Raw genomic sequence first — 16309 nt, 5'->3', positions numbered from 1 at the left:
CTAGGCGGCGGGCGTCTCCTCCGGCGCGGCGGGGGCAGCCGGTCTGGCGGTACGGCCGCGCCGTACCAGGAAGATCACGAGCAGCACCACGGGCGCGACGATCAGCAGCCAGGGCAGCACCACGCCCACGACGGTCACCACGACCTTGAGGAAGTCCACGAGCGCCCGCCACCCCGCGGCGAGGCCGCCCAGGAAGCCGGGCGGGTCGTCGTCGGGCGGCAGCACCTCGGCGGCCGGGCCCATGAGGCGCAGCGTCACCGTGGCCATGCCGACCTGGGCGGCGAGCTCCTTCTGGCGGGCCTGGAGAGACTCCAGCTCGGCCTCGCGGTTCTGGATCTCCCGCTCGACCTGCAGCACCTCGCCGATCGTCTTGGCCTTGCCCAGCAGCGAGCGGAGCGAGGCGAGCGCGCCCTCGGCCGACTTCAGCCGGCTGTTGACGTCGGCGATCTCCATGGTCACGTCCTGCGTGCCCTGGGTCATGGACAGCCGCTTGCCGAGGTCGCGGCCGAGTACGGTCAGGACCTCCTGGTAGCGGGCGGGCGGGATCTTGAACTCGAGGGTCGCGCTCGCCTCCTGCTGCTCGGCGGCGCTGGACTCCTCCTTCGACAGGTGCCCGCCGGCGCCGGTGACGATCGTCTTGGCCCGCTCGGCGGCGGCCGTGACGTCCTTGGCCCGCACGGTCAGGCTGGCGATGTAGATGATCTGACGTTCCTCGGCGGTCACCTTGACGTCCGAGGTGATCGTCTTGCCGCCCGTGGCGTCCTTCGCCGTGGAGTCGGCATCCGCGCGGGCCGGCCCGACCGCCGCGCTCTCGGGCGCGGACGCGTTGCCGATTTGGGCGACACCGCCGCTGCCGCTGCCGCCGCAACCGGACAGCAGTACGACGGCCAGCGCCGCCGCCAACGCCATTGTCTTCATGACCATAAGGACGGGTCGTGCCCGGCGCCGGTTCTAACGGGGGCGTCTCGATAGGGTCACGCGTCCGACCGGCGCCGCCAGGCGGTAGCGTCAGGAGGCGTGGAAGGGAACCGGGCGCACGTCGTCATCGTCGGAGGCGGGATCTCAGGGCTGGCCGCGGCGTGGTATCTGCGGCACAACGGCGGCGAACGCCTCAAGGTGACCGTGCTCGAAGGCAGCCCGCGCATCGGGGGCAAACTGCACGCCTCCGAGGTCGCGGGGGTCCGGGTCGACGAGGGCGCCGAGGCGATGCTGGCCAGGCGGCCCGAGGGCAAGGACCTGGCCAAGGCCGTGGGGCTCGGCGACGACCTGGTCACCCCCGGCACCACCTCGGCCGCCGTCTACTCGCGTGGAGCGCTGCGCACGATGCCCAAGGGCCAGGTGATGGGCGTCCCCGCCGACCTCACCGAACTCGCCAAGTCGGGCATCATCTCGCCGGCCGGGCTCCTGCGGGTCCCGCTCGACCAGGTGCTCCCCGCCACACTCGTGCGCACCGACGTCTCCGTCGCCGCCTACATCCGGGCCCGCATGGGCGCGGAGGTGCTCGACCGGCTCGTGGAGCCGCTGCTCGGCGGCGTCTACGCCGGGCGCTCCGACATGCTCTCCCTGGAAGCCACGATGCCGAGCATCGCGATCGCCGCCCGCACCGAACGTTCCCTGCTCGGCGCGGCGCGCGAGATCGTCGAGGACGCGCCCAAGGCGGCGGGACCGGTCTTCAACTCCCTGCGCGGCGGGCTGGGCAGCCTGCCCGAGGCCGTGGCCAAGGCCTGCGGCGCCGACATCAGGACCGGGGTGACGGTCAGGGAGCTGCGCCGTACCGAGTCGGGCTGGCAGCTGGTGACCGGCCCGGTGCCGCGGCCCGAGGTGATCGAGGCCGACGCGGTGATCCTCGCCGTCCCGGCCGCGCCCGCCGCGCGGCTGCTGCGCGATGAGGTCCCGAAGGCCGCCGCCGAGCTGGCCAGGATCGAGTACGCCAGCATGGCCATCGTCACCCTCGCCTACACCCCCGACGCCTTCCCCGAACTGCCCACAGGCAGCGGCTACCTGGTGCCCCCGGTCGAGGGGCGGCCGGTCAAGGCGGCCACGTTCAGCTCCGTCAAGTGGCCGCACCTGTCCGACGACCTGCTCATCGTGCGCTGCTCGGTGGGCCGGATCGGCGAGGAGCACCTTCTGCAGCGCGCGGACTCCGAACTGGTCTCGCTGGCCACGGCGGAGATGGCCGAGGTGATGGGGGTGCGCGGGCTGCCCGTGGACACCCGCGTCACCCGATGGGGCGGCGCGCTGCCGCAGTACAACGTGGGCCACCTGGATCGGGTGGCCAGGGTTCGCGCGGCGGTGGCCGTGCAGCCGGGGCTCGCCGTCTGCGGCGCGGCCTACGACGGGCTCGGGATCCCCGCGTGCGTCGCCACGGCTCGCACGGCGGCCGCCCGGATACTGGGAGAATTGACTCATGACTGAGGGTGCGCAGCGGCCGAAGGCCCGCGATCTTAACCAGGTGATCCGCTACACCATGTGGTCGGTGTTCAAGGTCACCGAGCCGTGTCCCGGCAACCGCGAGGGTCTGGCCGACGAGGTCACCGAGTTGCTGGAGCAGGAGGCGCGCAAGGGCGTCGTCACCCGCGGCCTCTACGACGTGGCCGGGTTCAGGGCCGACGCCGACTACATGTTCTGGTGGCACGCCGCCTCGCCGGAGGACCTGCAGGACGTGTACTCGCGCTTCCGCCGTACCGGCCTGGGCCGGGGCAGCGAGCCGGTGTGGTCGGCGATGGCGCTGCACCGGCCGGCGGAGTTCAACAAGTCGCACATCCCGGCTTTCCTGGCCGAGGAGGATCCGCGTGCCTACGTGAGCGTGTATCCGTTCGTGCGCTCGCTGGAGTGGTACCTCCTGGACGACGCCGAGCGGCGGACGATGCTGGCCGAGCACGGGCTGATGGCCCGCGACTACCCGGACGTGCGGGCCAACACCGTTGCCTGCTTCGCTCTGAACGACTACGAGTGGATGCTGGCGTTCGAGGCCGACGAGCTGCACCGGATCGTCGACCTGATGCGGCACCTGCGGGGCGCGAAGGCGCGTGAGCACACCCGGATCGAGATCCCCTTCTACACCGGCGTCCGCAAGCCGGTGGGCGAGCTGGTCAACGCGCTGCCGTAGGCGGGTGTTTTCTGACTGGCCGGGCAAAACCTCCGTCTCCCATATCTGATCTCCTGGTTCTTGCCACAATCGGGAGGGAAATCCCTTGGGAGCGGGGGTGTACGGGTGGCACGTTCCAGAACTCCCGGAAGACACGGACGGCGGCGGGCGAAGCCGCGGTGGCCGTGGCGGGCGGGTGCCGGTGGGGTGGCGCTGGTGCTCGGGGTGCTGGCGGGGTGGTTCATGCTGGATCGCCCGGACGCGGGTGGCGGAGGTTCACTGCCGTGGGCCGCGGCTGGCGACCGGAAAGCTGTTGAGCGCTCGATGAGCAGGTCGGGGGCAGGCGCGGTCGTGACGGACATGCCCGCCGTGACGGATACGCCGGTCGTGACGGGCGCGCCAGCCGTGACGGGCCCGCCGCTCGTGACGGAGACCGGCGCCGCGAGCCAGGCGAGCGCGCCGGAGCCCTCTGCGATCAAGGGCGAGGGGCCGCACACCGACAAGAAGGCGGCCGAGCACTTCCGGACCCGCTGGGGACCCGGCGACCCGGCCGTCAAGCACCTCAAGGACATCCGCACCGTCGGCGGATATCTGCGCATCTACACCGACCTGCCGGAAGAGGCGGACAATTCCAAGAACGCCCTCACCCTGTGCGAACGCGGCCTCGACTACCTTCGCGAGCAGGGCGTCACCGACCCGGTGGTCTTCGTCCAGGCGGAGTTCGGGGAGAACGGCAACCCGATCCTCGCCAACATCCTCGGCCCCGCCGACACGACCTGCCGTGTCACCCATCCCGACACCGACTGACCGCTGAACCCGGGGGTGCTGCCCTGGAGCTCAGCGGATACGGACGCGGGTTTTGAGGCAAACCTCGCACCGCTGCGTGACGACGCGGCCGATCGCCTCAATCGTCACCCAGCGATGACGAAAATGGACAAGGCTCACATAGATTTCCCTACCCGCGCCGGGCGGTCGGTACGCGCTGTCGCCAGCTGATCACTCGGTGGGTTCGAGTCTGAGCGAAACGGAGTTGATGCAGTACCGGTCGTCGGTGGGCGTGGCGTACCCCTCGCCGTGGAAGACGTGCCCGAGGTGGGAGTCGCAGCGCGCGCAGCGCACCTCGGTGCGGACCATGCCGTGCGTATGGTCCTCGATCAGCGTGACGGCATCCGACTCCGACGGCTCGAAGAAGCTCGGCCACCCGCAGTGCGTTTCGAACTTGGCCTGCGACCGGAACAGCTCCGCCCCGCACGCGCGGCAGGAGTAGACGCCTTCGGCCTTGGTGTCGACGTACTCGCCGGTGAAGGGCCGCTCGGTGCCGGCCTCGCGCAGCACGTGGAACTCCTCGGGCGAGAGCTTCACTCGCCACTCGGCCTCGCTCTTGACCACCTTGTCCATGAGTCCAGCGTACGAGATCCGGCAAAAAAGAGATCTCCGCAGGGGGAAGCATCCTTTCTGGGGCGAATCTGCGTCTTTATCAGTATGGGGGGCGTCATCGCCTCCTGTACTGGGGTGAGATCACCCGTCAGGTCGTACGAGCGGCACAGCCCACGCCCGTGCTGGCGCCGCCGACGACCGTAAGGCCGGCCGGGCGACGCGCCAGCGCCCGGAACGGTGTCGAGTGATCTTCTGTCCGTCCGTCGAGCCCCCGGTCCCGCCACCGGCCGGGCTCCGGACGGCGCCCCTATTTTCATCTTCTGCTGCTTCTCTATGGTCTCTTTTGTCGCGGCGAGCTGTTGTCGCGGCGCTTTGCCGCCGCGAGCTGTTCTCACAGCGCGTTTCCGTTACGGCAAGCCGCCCCACCGCCACCCGCCGACGCGGGCCGGCGCCGATCGTGGGGGTCGCTTCTCACGTCGGACAGATACCTCGCCGTCACGGCCCTTCCTTGACCACCCGACCGGGAACCGCCTTTCGGTGCCGGGTGGTTGGTGCGGGTTTATTGACGGGGGTGGCGAGTATGGTCGTGGGCATGGCATCGCCGTACATAGAGCTTGAAGTCGGAGAGCGGATCGTCAAGGTCACCAACCCCGACAAGGTGTACTTTCCTGACATTGGCATCACCAAGCGTGAGCTGGTGGAGTACTACATCAGCGTGGGCGAAGGCGCCCTGCGGGCCATGAAGGATCGCCCCACCAACCTCAAGCGTCATCCCGACGGCATCCAGACCGACGCCATCTACCAGAAGCGCATGCCGCCCAAGCATCCCGACTGGCTGCAGACGGCCACGGTCACGTTCCCGAGCGGGCGCAAGGCCGACTCGTTGCGGGTGACCGAGGTCGCCGCCATCGCCTACTGCGCCAACCTCGGCACCATCGACTTCCACCCCTGGCAGGTGCGGGCCCAGGACGTCGAGCACCCCGACGAACTCCGCATCGACCTCGACCCGCAGCCCGGCCTCCCCTTCGACGCGGTGAGGAAAGCAGCCTTCCTCACCCGCGAAGTGCTGGACGAACTGGGCATGACCGGCTTCGCGAAGACGTCCGGCAACCGGGGCGTCCACGTCGCCGTTCGTATTCAGCCGAACTGGGACTTCATCGAGGTGCGGCACGCCGGGATCGCCCTGGCCAGAGCCGTGGCCGATCGCGCCCCCGACCTGGTCACCACCGCCTGGTGGAAGGAAGAGCGGGGCGACCGGGTGTTCATCGACTTCAACCAGAACGCCCGCGACCGTACCGTCGTCAGCGCCTACTCCGTCCGCGCCCGCCCCGAGGCGCTCGTCTCCGCCCCCGTCACCTGGGACGAACTGGCCGACGCCGAACCCGCCGACTTCGACCTGCGCACGATGCCCGCCCGCTTCGCCGACAAAGGCGACGTCCACGCCACCATAGACGACCAGTCCTACCCCCTGGACCAGCTCCTGGAGTGGTACGCCAAGGACGACCGCGGCGACATGCCCTACCCCCCCAACTACCCGAAAATGCCCGGCGAGCCCATGCGCGTCCAGCCCAGCAAAGCCAGAGCCAACAAGGACAAGGACTAGCTCGCCGCGCTGAGACTCCCGCGTCCGCCGGATCGTGATCATCGCCGGGTTCATGGCTCGCGACACCTTCGCCATGCTGGCCGCCGGTCCGCGCGTCCGCCCGGCCGCCGGTATGGCTCGCGACACGCTTGCCTGGCAGCGCGAGTCCGGCCATGCGGTGAGTCGCTCCGGCCTTGCCGCGGTCGAAGAGATGCTCACGTTGCCTGGCTGATCAGGTCGGCTTGTGGCTGGGGGCTGTTCTGTAGAGGGCGAAGTGGGTCAGGTATGGCTGGGCGCGGTGGGCGGTGATGTGGAGCCGGAACTCCTGGGCGGTTACCGGGTTGGCGAGGGTGAGGATGCGTTTGTAGCCGATCGTGCCTGTCGTGGCGATCTGGTGCCAGGTGCCGTCGGCCTGCCGTACCTCCACCACGGCTGACTCGACCTGCTGGCCGTGGCGGATGTCCTCCGCGAGGACGAGCTTGTCGATCTCGCGTGGGGTGGGGAGCGTGAGCTGGAGGGGGCCGGTGACTTTCCAGGAGGTGTCTGGGTTGCCGTCTATGGCGTGGTGGGCGGTGGGGTTGGTGGGGCTTGCGTCGGTGGCCAGGTTTGCGGGGAATTCGCGGGTCAGTCTGGCTTGCCATTCGCGCAGTCTGGCCACGTCTGTGGTGGGGAGCTTGCCCTCTTTGTCCGGGGGGATGTTGAGCAGCAGTACGGCGTTGCGGCCTACGGACGTGAGGTAGATGTCCATGAGCTGGTCGACCGTCTTGGGCTGCTGGTCGGGGTGGTAGAACCAGCCTGGGCGGATGCTGACGTCCACCTCGGCGGGCCACCACTGGAGGTGGGTGGCGGCGGCGTTGGCTATGGCGGTGCGGCTGCCGGTGTCGGGGGTGTTGGGGGGTGCGGCGTAGTCGATGTGGGCCTCGCCGGTTAGGCGGATGGGGATGGGGCTCCACTCGTTCTCGCGGGCCAGGCCGCCCTCGTTGCCGACCCAGCGCACGTCGGGTCCCGCCACGGCGATGGTGGCGTTCGGGGCCAGGTCGCGGATGAGGGCGTACCAGCTGTCGAAGTCGTAGTTCTCGGTCTTGCCGGGTGGGATGCGGCCCAGTGAGCCGTCGAACCAGACCTCGTCCACCTGGCCGTATTCGGTGAGGACCTCGTGGAGCTGGTTGAGCATGTACGCGCCGTAGTCGGTGGCCTCGTAGGTTTTTGTACTTGTTGGGGGGCGGGGGTCGTCTTCCACCGGGGTGGGGATTTGGCGGGGGGAGCGGGGGCTGCCATTGGCGTAGACGCCCTGGGCGTAGGAGTTCTCGTCGGCGGGGGAGATGTACACGCCGACCTTCAGGCCGTGCTCGCGGGCGGAGTCGGTGAAGGCGCGCAGGACGTCGCCCTTGCCGCCGCGCCAGCTGCTCGCGGCCACGGTGTGGCCGGTGTAGCGCGAGGGGTAGAGGACGAAGCCGTCGTGGTGCTTGACGGTGAGGATGGCCAGCGCGAACCCGGCCGCCTTCAGCTCGCGGGCCCACTGGTCGGTGTCCAGGCCGGTCGGCTGGAACAGGTCGGGGTCCTCGTCGCCGTGGCCCCACTCCTGGCCGGTGAAGGTGTTGACGCCGAAGTGCAGGAAGGCGGTCTGTTCCAGGCGTTGCCAGTCGTACTGGCGCTGGGTGGGCCGGAGCATCGCGGCCTTGGCCACCAGTGAGGCGGGGTCGTCGGTCGCGCTCACGGGCAGCCGCCAGCTTGGTTCCAGACCGGCGATGGGGAGCGGTCCTTCGTCCGAGGATGGGGTTCCGATCTGCTCGGGGGAGAGGTGGGGAGTGAAGGCGGCGGTGAACGGGGTGGCTACCGCACGGCTGATCAGGGCTTTTATGCCCTTGTCAGAGGGGTGCACGTCGTTGCCTACGCCGATGGTGTCGGCGTGTTTCGGGGCCCTGCCCTTCGTCGAGGTGATCGGGGGGAGCTCGACGCCGTTCAGGTAGGCGTGCAAGGTCGCGCCGCTCGGGGTCGGCCGGTAGGCGAGGGCCACGGTGTGTCGCGTGCCTGGCTCGGGGGCCTGCACGGTGGCCTTGCACTCGGCGAAGCCGTACTCCAGCTCGGTGGGCGTGCGGTGGCGGAACCAGATGCCGCCGCCGATGGACAGGATGGTGGCCGACGGGTTCTGGGCCGGTTCTGGGGTGTATGCGGCTTCTACGGTGATCGGGTGGTCCACGGTGGCCGCGCCGAGCGGGTGGGTCGGGTGGAAGGTCAGGCCTTCCGGGCCGCCCCTCAGGCGTATTCCGGCGCCGATCTCGTGTACCTCGTCGCCGGTGCTCCTGGTCAGCTGCCCGGCGGCTACCTCGCCGGTGGCCGGGGTGTAGCCGGTCCTGGTCGTGAACGATCCGCCGAACCCGACATCCAGCACCATGCTCGCCCCTTGCTTCATCGGAAAGCCGAGATCGTATGCGTGTTTCTGCGTGGTTGGCCAGGGTTACCGGCAGATTCATCCAGCCTTGAACGGAACCGAACAAGGTTCTAGAGTCGGGCCCATGAGCATCGGACTGACCGAGGAACACCGGGCGCTGGCCGACTCCGTACGCGGGCTGGCCGGACGCGGGATCGACCGGGCCGTGCTGGCGCGGCAGGGCCTGTTCGGCGTCCACGTGCCGGAGTCGCGCGGCGGCCAGGGCTACGGGCTGCCGGAGCTCTGCGTCGTGCTGGAGGAGCTGGGCCGGGCCCGCGCCGGTGGCGCCTTCCTGCCCACCGTCCTCGCCGCCGCCACCCTCGCCGCCGACAACCCCCTGCTCGAAGGCCTCGCCGACGGCACCCTCACCGCCGCGGTCGTCCTTTCCGGTACGGCTACCGCCCTCGGCCCCGCCGACGCCGACCTCTTCCTCGTGCCTGTGGACGGCGGCTGGGCACTGCTCGACGGATCGTCCGTCACCGCCGAGCCCCTGGAGGGCGTGGACCTCGACCGCCCGCTCTGCACGGTGACCGTGACCGAGGTGCCCGCGGGGCGCGAGCTGGGGCCGGTGCCGGTCAGGGAGCTGGCGGCCGTGCTGATCGGGGCCGAGGCGTGCGGGCTGGCCGCCTGGGCCGTGGACACCGCCGCCTCCTACGCCAAGGTCCGCGAGCAGTTCGGGCGGCCGATCGGGCAGTTCCAGGGCGTCAAGCACCGTGTGGCCGCCGCGCTGGTGGCCTTGGAGCAGGCTCGGGCCGCCGTCTGGGACGCCGCCCGTGCCCTGGACACGGCAGGCCGTACAACATCAGACCGCGCAGAAGAAGCAGGCCGTACAGCATCAGACCGTGCAGAAGCGGCAGGCCGTACAGCATCAGACCGTGCAGAAGCGGCAGGCCGTACAGCATCAGACCGCGCAGAAGCGGCAGGGCCCGCGGACGAGGATGAGGTGTGGCTCGCGGTGGGGGTGGCGGCGGTGCTCGCGCCCGACGCGGCCGTGCGCTGCGCCGCGGATGCGATCCAGGTGCTCGGCGGCATCGGCTACACCTTCGAGCACGACGCGCACCGCTACTACCGCCGCGCCCTGTCCGGCCGGATGCTGGCCGGAGACCCGGGCGAGTGGAGCGAGCGCGTGGCCCGCCTGGCCGCGGCGGGCACGCGGCGCACGATGGAGCCCGACCTGCCCGAGGAGGCGGCGGCGCTGCGGGCGGAGATCCGGGCGCGGGCGCGGGAGCTGGCCGGGGAGGAGCCTCTCGCCCGGCTCGGCCGTTTCGCGCGGGAGGGCTGGATCATGCCCTATCTGCCCAAGCCGTGGGGAAGGGCCGCCGGCCCGCTGGAGCAGGTCGTCATCCACCAGGAGTTCCGCGAGCTGAAGCGCCCCAACCTGGGCATCGCGGCCTGGGCGGTGCCCTCCATCGTCGCCCACGGCACCCGCGAGCAGCAGGAACGTTTCCTGCCCAGGACGTTCACCGGCGAGATCGTGTGGTGCCAGCTGTTCAGCGAGCCCGGCGCCGGATCCGACCTGGCGGGCCTGTCGACCAAGGCCACCCGGGTGGAGGGCGGCTGGTCGCTGAGCGGGCAGAAGATCTGGACGTCGCTGGCCCAGTACGCGCACTGGGGCATCTGCCTGGCCAGAACCTCCCCGGACAAGCACAAGGGCATCACGTACTTCCTGGTCGACATGGCCACGCCGGGCGTCACCGTACGGCCGCTCAAGGAGATCAACGGCGAGGAGATCTTCAACGAGGTCTTCCTCGACGACGTCTTCGTCCCCGACGACCTGGTGGTCGGCGAGGTGGACAACGGCTGGAAGGTGGCCCGCGACACCCTCTCGCACGAGCGCGTCGCCCTCGGCGACTCCTGGGGGCCCGGCTCGCAGCACACCGACATGATGCGGCTGGTCACCGCCCGCGACGGCCTGCGCCCGGCGCAGTGGGAGCAGGCCGGGCGGTTGTGGGCGGAAGGCCAGGCGATCTCCGCGCTCGGCCTGCGGGTCACGCTGTCCCAGCTGGAGGGCGGCGGCGCCGGCACCGCGGCGAGCGTGCGCAAGCTGCTCGGCATGCGACACGCGCAGGCGATCTCGGAGTTCTGCTGGTCGGTGGACCCGTCCAGCCGCTACTGGAACCGCATGATCCTCACCACCCGCGCCTTCACGATCGGCGGCGGAACCACGGAGGTGCAGCTCAACATCATCGCCGAGCGCGCGCTCGGGCTGCCCCGCGACCCTTAGAGTGATCGTCGTGAGTGAGGCAGCCGACACGATCCGGGCGCGGCTGCTGGCCGCGCTGCGCCGCGAGGCCGGGCCGCCGCCCGCCGCGCCGGGCTCCGACGGGCTCTGGGCCGACATCGACTACGCCGACCTGGACGTGACCGTCTGGGGACCGTTCGAGCACCTGGTCAGGCTCAGGGCGCTGGCCCCGGCCGAGCCCGAAGCGGCCGGGCGCGCCCTGGACGCCTGGCTGCGGATGGACCTGCGCTGCCCCAACTGGTGGTACGACCAGCTCGGCGCCCCGCGCGTCCTCGGTGACGCCGCGCTGCTGCTCGGGATCTCGCACGACCCGCGGCTCACCCGGATACTCGGGCGCGCCGCCGTGGCCGGGATGACCGGCCAGAACCTGCTGTGGGCGGCCGAGGTCGTCATCCGCCGCTGCCTGCTCGACGGCGACGACGAGGGGCTCGCCGAGGCGTTCCGCCAGGCCGCGACGCTGCTGGTCCCGGGCGACGGCGAGGGCATCCAGCCCGACCACAGCTTCCACCAGCACGGCCCGCAGCTCTACTCCGGCGGCTACGGCCACAGCTTCGCCGTGGACATGGCCGCCCTGGCCGCGCTGGCCGCCGGCACCCCGATGGCGCCGCCGGAGGAGGCGATGGACGTCCTGGCCGCCTACCTTCTCGACGGCCAGCGTTGGATGATCCACGCCGGCCGCTACGACATCGCCTGCATGGGCAGGGAGAGCACCCGCGAGGGCAACGCCGCCCGCGGCCCCGCCCTGGAGACGGCCGCCAGATCCCTGGCCGCGGGCGGCGGGCCCCGCGCGGAGGAACTGCTCCACTTCGGGCAGGGCCCCGGCACCGGCGCCCGCTACTTCTGGCGCTCCGACTACCTGGCCGTTTACCGTCCGAGCTGGTCGGCGGCGGTCAAGACGTCCTCGACCCGCACGGTGCTGTCCGAGGCGGGCAACGGCGAGGGCCTGAGCGGGCGGCACCTGTGCGACGGCGTGACCCACCTGTGGCGCACCGGCGAGGAATACCACGCGCTCTGGCCCGTGCAGGACTGGCGTCACCTGCCGGGCACCACCGTCGCCTACCGCGGCGGGCCGCTGCCCGCCGCCGACTTCGGCCAGGACACCGGCGGCTCCGACTTCGCCGGCGGCCTCACCGACGGCCCCTACGCGATGGCCGCCATGCACCTCGACCGCGACGGCGTCCGGGCGCGCAAGTCGTGGTTCTTCTTCCTGGACGAGTACGTGGCGCTCGGCGCCGGCATCACCTGCGCCGACCCGGACGTCCCCGTGCACACGACCATCGACCAGACCACGCTGACCGGCGAGGTACGCCTGTCCGATGGCACACTCCACCACAACGGCGTCACCTACTTCTTCCCGCACCCGGCCCCGCTGACGGTCCGCTCCGGCGCGCGTTCCGGCAGCTGGGCAACGGTCAACCGCTCGCAGTCGGCGCGCGAGCTGTCGGCGGACGTCCTGGAGATCTGGCTCGACCACGGCCGCGCCCCCTCGGACGCCTCCTACGCCTACATCGCCGTGCCCGGCCCGCCCGCCGACACGCTGACCGCCCCGCGCCCGCTGACCGTCCTCGCCAACACCCCCGACATCCAGGCCGTACGGCACAGCACCCTCGACCTCACCCAGATCGTCTTCCACCGCCCCGGCACCCTCGCGCTGCCCGGCGGCTCCATCACCACGGACCGCCCGATCCTGGTGCAGGTACGCGGCCCGTCCGCCCTGTCCGCGGCCTGCCCCTTCGGCGCCGGCGGCCAGGTCAACCTCACCCTCGACCACCACGGCACCACCCGCGAGCTGGCCCTGTCCCTGCCGCCGGGCCCGACCCTCACCCTTCCGGCCGGCTAGACCGGGGGTAGTACGGGGCGGCCAGGTGGGCGTAGACGATCGTGTTCTCCTTGTAGCTGCCCGCCCCGGCGTCGAAGGCGCCGCCGCAGGTGACCAGGCGCAGGCCGGGGTAGGCGAGCTTGCCGTACACCTTGCGGGTGGGGAAGCGGGTCTTGGGGGTGTGCTCGACCTTGTCCACCAGGAACACCGCCACCGACCGGTCGGCGCGCAGCACCTGCACCTGGTCGCCCTTCTTGACGTTGCGCAGGTACGCGAACACGGCCGGCCCCGTCCTGGTGTCGAGGTGGCCGGTGATGACGGCGGCGCCGCGCTGGCCGGGGACCGGGCCGTAGCGGTACCAGCCGGCCAGGTTCGGGGGGTTGAGCGGCGGGTTCTCGATGGCGCCCTTGGTGTCCAGGCCCAGCTCCATCAGCGGGGCTGAGACGCCGATGGCGGGGATGTAGACGGCGGTGGGGCGGGCCGGCTCCATCGGGGCGGCGATCCGGCCGCCCTTCGGGATCTTGATGTCGCGTGGCGTGGCGGGTGTGGCGGCGGCCGGGGCCGGAGGCGGGGTGAACAGGCCGTTCAGGCCCAGGGCGATCAGCGCGATCCCGGCCAGGGAGACGGCGCCCGCCCCGGCCAGGATGAGCTTCTGGGCCAACTACGCGCCGCCCTTGCGCCGCCGTACCGCGAAACCGGTGAGACCCGCGCCGGTGAGCAGGGCTGCTCCGCCGACGGCGAACGGCCAGACGGCGCCCTCGCGCGCCAGCCCGCCGGCGCCCGTCTCGGGGTGGCCGTCGGGGACCCTGCGCTCGTCCTCGTCGACGGGCTTCCACGGGTCCTTCGGCTCCTCCTCGCGCGGGGGCGGGCCCTCGGTCCAGGGATCTTCCGGCTTCGGGTTCTCCGACCAGCTGTCCATCGGGTTCGGGGCCGACGACCAAGGGTCCTCGGGCTCGCCCTCGCTGGAAGGCTCGTCGCAGGGGATCAGCGGGAGCGGCAGGCAGGTGGAGACCACGGTGGCGGCTTCGGCACCGGTCTCAGCGGCGGCCGTGCCGATGCCGGCGGCGAGGCTCACCCCGCCGATCACGAACGCCACCAGGGCTCCGGCGGCTGCGAGTCGTCGCGCTAATGCCATGGGCCGAGCCTCGCGAACTATTGGACCTGGAGTCAAGTAGTGTGACCGAAGTGAAATGCGTCACTCCTAGGTCTGGATGATGGCCGCCTTCTCGCGGGTGTACTCCAGGACGGCGTCGTGGCCGTAGCCCGAGTCCTTCACCCCGCCGAACGGCAGGCCGGGCGGCATCTGGCGGAAGGTGTTCACCCAGACGGTGCCGCTCTGCAGGTCGCGGACGAACCGGTGGGCGCGGGCCAGGTCCCGGGTCCAGACGCCGGCGGCCAGGCCGTACGCGGAGTCGTTGGCGATGGCCAGGGCCTCGTCGTCGGTGTCGAACGGCATGGCCACCGCCACCGGCCCGAAGATCTCCTCCTGGCAGACGCGCAGCGCGTTGTCGCCCGCGGTGTAGAGCGTGGGGGAGACCCAGTAGCCGCCGGGCAGCCCGGGGACCACGTCGGCGCCGGTCAGCCCGCCGAAGACCAGTCCGGCGCCCTCCTTCTCGGCGATCTCCAGGTAGGAGGCCACGCGCTCGTACTGGCCGGCTGAGACGATCGGGCCCATCGTGGTGGCCAGGTCGAGCGGGTCGCCGAGGATGATGCCCGTGGCGGCCGCGGTGATGCGGGCGAGCATCTCGTCCCAGATCGAGCGGTGGATGAGGATACGCGAGCCGGCGACGCAGACCTGTCCCGCGTTGCCCGTATAGATCGAGTTGACCGTCACGCCCTCGGCCGCCTTGTCGAGGTCGGCGTCCGGGAAGACGATGTTCGGGGACTTGCCGCCGAGCTCGAACGTCATCGGCTTGATCCCGGCCGCCCTGGTGATCGCCAGGCCGGTCTCGGTAGAGCCGGTGAGGCTGATCTTGTTGACGCCGGGGTGGCGGACCAGCGCGTCGCCGACGTCCTCGCCCATGCCGCTGACGATGTTGAGCACGCCGGGCGGGAAGACCTCGGCCAGCAGCTCGCCCAGCCGCAGCACCGAGACGCTGGCCTGCTCGGCCGGTTTCACGATCACGGTGTTGCCGGCGGCGAGGGCGAAGGCGGCCTTGGCGGAGAACGTCGAGATCGGGCTGTTCCAGGGGATGATGCAGACCGCCACGCCGTACGGCTCGCGCCGCGTCATGCCCAGCGCGTCGGGACCGAGGATGACCGTGTCGCCCTTGACCGCGTCCAGGCACTGGCCGGCGGCGATCTGCCACAGGTAGGCCATGCCGGGCAGGTCTCGCTTCAGGGTGTCGCGCAGGATGCGGCCGTTGTCGGTGGTCTCCAGCGTGGCCAGTTCCTCGGTGTGCCGGATGAAGATCTCGGCCACCTGCCGCAGGAAGTGCGCGCGGCCCAGGGCGGGCAGGGCGGACCATCTGGGCTGCGCCTTCCTGGCGGCGGCGACGGCGGCTTCCGCGTCGGCCTTCCCGCCGGCGGGGATGCGGGCCCACACCTCTCCGGTGGCCGGATTGACCGAGTCGAGGGTCCTGCCGTCGGCCGCGGGGACGAGCATTCCGCCAATGAGGTTGCGGTAGTCAATCACGGGACCAAGCATATGCTTGGTTGGGATCAGTGACCATAGGATGGTCGCCATGCAGCTGGCTCCCGGCGTCCGTGCCGCCGTCACCGACCGCCATGGCGGCGTGAGCGCACCGCCGTACACCTCTTGCAACCTCGGCGGGCTGGTCGGCGACGACCCGGAGGCCGTGCGGGCCAACCGGGCGGCCGTCGCGGCCGAGCTGGGCGTGCGCGGGATCGTCTTCATGAAGCAGGTGCACGGCGCCGACGTCGTCCACGTCAGCGAGCCCTTCGGGGACGATGCGCCGCCGGTGGACGCCGTGTTCACCAGCGAGCCCGGCCTGGCGCTGGCCGCGCTCGGGGCCGACTGCCCGGCCGTGCTGGTGGCCGATCCGGTGGCGCGGATGGTCGGCGCGGCCCACTCCGGACGGCCCGGCACCGAGGCCGGGATCGCGGACGCGCTGGTGCGGGCCATGATCGGCAAGGGGGCGCTGGCCGAGCGGATGGTGGCGCTGATCGGGCCGGGGGCGTGCGGACGTTGCTACGAGGTGCCCGATGACCTGCGCACGCGGGTGGCGGGCCGCGTACCCGAGACCCACTCCACGACCTCCTGGGGCACACCCGCGCTCGACCTGCGCGCGGGCATCGAGGCGCAACTGCTGGCGGCGGGCGTGGGCGAGGTGCGCCACGACGCGCGCTGCACGATCGAGACCGGCGACCTCTACTCTCACCGCCGCGAGCAGGTCGGCGGACGGTTCGCCGGGCTCGTCTGGCTGGAGTGAGTCCCGGTCAGCTCTTGTTGTCGCGGTTTGACCGGGCGAAGGCCCAGTTGACCAGCGCGAGGCCGCCCCAGATCGGCACCAGGCCGCTGGTGCTGGAGTCCAGGGCCAGCAGGACGATCGTGGCGGCGGTGCCCAGAACCAGCGAGACGATCGCCAGCGCCAGCCGCATGGCGTCGGACACGCTGCTCTGGCGGGCCACCTGCTTGGCGCTGGGCATCCTGGCCACGCGCTCGTCGACCCTGCGGTCGATCTCGGCGCTCATCTTGTCGATGAAGGACTCGACCACCGCGTCCTCGTACTCGGGGCCGAGGTCGCGACGGGCCGAGACCGCCGCGCGTACGTCATCGCCGGTGCTCATATGTCGAGATATAACGGCTT

At 71.2% G+C, this 16309-nt stretch carries 15 protein-coding genes; 8 read left to right on the top strand and 7 right to left on the bottom strand.

The features are described from left to right. The gene (locus tag HNR40_RS42055) at window positions 1-918 is read right to left on the bottom strand and encodes a DUF4349 domain-containing protein (RefSeq protein WP_184971715.1); all 918 of its coding nucleotides are present in this window, start codon (window positions 916-918) and stop codon (window positions 1-3) included. Between the two features lie 99 nt (window positions 919-1017). Between HNR40_RS42055 and hemG the strand changes: the two genes are divergently transcribed. The 3 genes from hemG (at window position 1018) to HNR40_RS42040 (ending at window position 3895) form a co-directional block, all read left to right on the top strand. Beyond that, a complete protein-coding gene (hemG, locus tag HNR40_RS42050) occupies window positions 1018-2415 on the top strand; it encodes a protoporphyrinogen oxidase (protein WP_312896726.1) in 1398 nt (465 codons plus the stop codon). Beyond that, a complete protein-coding gene (gene hemQ, locus HNR40_RS42045; protein ID WP_184971713.1) occupies window positions 2408-3109 on the top strand; it encodes a hydrogen peroxide-dependent heme synthase in 702 nt (233 codons plus the stop codon). The genes hemG and hemQ overlap by 8 nt, the downstream gene beginning before the upstream one ends. A gap of 186 nt (window positions 3110-3295) precedes the next feature. Then, window positions 3296-3895, top strand: coding sequence for a hypothetical protein (locus HNR40_RS42040; protein ID WP_184971711.1), 600 nt, complete (start codon window positions 3296-3298; stop codon window positions 3893-3895). Between the two features lie 189 nt (window positions 3896-4084). Here the strand turns inward: HNR40_RS42040 and msrB are convergent, their stop codons facing one another. Then, window positions 4085-4486, bottom strand: a complete 402-nt coding sequence (gene msrB, locus HNR40_RS42035; RefSeq protein WP_184971709.1) for a peptide-methionine (R)-S-oxide reductase MsrB — start codon at window positions 4484-4486, stop codon at window positions 4085-4087. A gap of 571 nt (window positions 4487-5057) precedes the next feature. On the opposite strand from msrB, the gene ligD reads away from it, so the two are divergent. Further along, a complete protein-coding gene (gene ligD / locus HNR40_RS42030; protein ID WP_184971707.1) occupies window positions 5058-6068 on the top strand; it encodes a non-homologous end-joining DNA ligase in 1011 nt (336 codons plus the stop codon). 34 nt (window positions 6069-6102) lie between these two features. Next, entirely contained in the window at window positions 6103-6279 is a 177-nt protein-coding gene (locus tag HNR40_RS42025) for a hypothetical protein (RefSeq protein ID WP_184971706.1), read from the top strand. On the opposite strand, the gene HNR40_RS42020 is transcribed toward HNR40_RS42025, so the two are convergent. Further along, a complete protein-coding gene (locus tag HNR40_RS42020; protein WP_184971704.1) occupies window positions 6280-8442 on the bottom strand; it encodes an alpha-L-fucosidase in 2163 nt (720 codons plus the stop codon). A gap of 121 nt (window positions 8443-8563) precedes the next feature. On the opposite strand from HNR40_RS42020, the gene HNR40_RS42015 reads away from it, so the two are divergent. Further along, window positions 8564-10702 carry an acyl-CoA dehydrogenase family protein gene (locus HNR40_RS42015; protein WP_184971702.1) on the top strand — a complete coding sequence of 713 codons (2139 nt, stop codon included), beginning with the start codon at window positions 8564-8566 and terminating at the stop codon, window positions 10700-10702. Window positions 10703-10712: 10 nt separating this feature from the next. Beyond that, window positions 10713-12560, top strand: a complete 1848-nt coding sequence (locus HNR40_RS42010) for a polysaccharide lyase family 8 super-sandwich domain-containing protein (RefSeq protein ID WP_184971700.1) — start codon at window positions 10713-10715, stop codon at window positions 12558-12560. Here HNR40_RS42010 and HNR40_RS42005 read toward each other — a convergent pair. The 3 genes from HNR40_RS42005 to HNR40_RS41995 form a co-directional block, all read right to left on the bottom strand. Then, window positions 12541-13200: a class F sortase gene (locus HNR40_RS42005; RefSeq protein WP_221341493.1), complete on the bottom strand. Its 660-nt coding sequence runs from the start codon at window positions 13198-13200 to the stop codon at window positions 12541-12543. The two genes, HNR40_RS42010 and HNR40_RS42005, sit on opposite strands and share 20 nt — an antisense overlap. Next, window positions 13201-13674, bottom strand: coding sequence for a hypothetical protein (locus HNR40_RS42000; protein WP_184971698.1), 474 nt, complete (start codon window positions 13672-13674; stop codon window positions 13201-13203). A 66-nt stretch (window positions 13675-13740) separates the two neighbouring features. Continuing rightward, a complete protein-coding gene (locus HNR40_RS41995) occupies window positions 13741-15174 on the bottom strand; it encodes an aldehyde dehydrogenase family protein (protein WP_312896725.1) in 1434 nt (477 codons plus the stop codon). Between the two features lie 49 nt (window positions 15175-15223). Between HNR40_RS41995 and HNR40_RS41990 the strand changes: the two genes are divergently transcribed. Further along, window positions 15224-15931 carry a purine nucleoside phosphorylase YfiH/LACC1 family protein gene (locus HNR40_RS41990; RefSeq protein ID WP_376773582.1) on the top strand — a complete coding sequence of 236 codons (708 nt, stop codon included), beginning with the start codon at window positions 15224-15226 and terminating at the stop codon, window positions 15929-15931. A gap of 7 nt (window positions 15932-15938) precedes the next feature. Here HNR40_RS41990 and HNR40_RS41985 read toward each other — a convergent pair whose 3' ends face one another. Then, the gene (locus HNR40_RS41985) at window positions 15939-16289 is read right to left on the bottom strand and encodes a hypothetical protein (RefSeq protein ID WP_184971692.1); all 351 of its coding nucleotides are present in this window, start codon (window positions 16287-16289) and stop codon (window positions 15939-15941) included. Between the last annotated feature and the right edge of the window lie 20 nt (window positions 16290-16309).

This window comes from Nonomuraea endophytica (assembly GCF_014203235.1).
GTDB lineage: Bacteria > Actinomycetota > Actinomycetes > Streptosporangiales > Streptosporangiaceae > Nonomuraea > Nonomuraea endophytica.
This window is presented reverse-complemented; position numbering and strand designations above follow the sequence as displayed.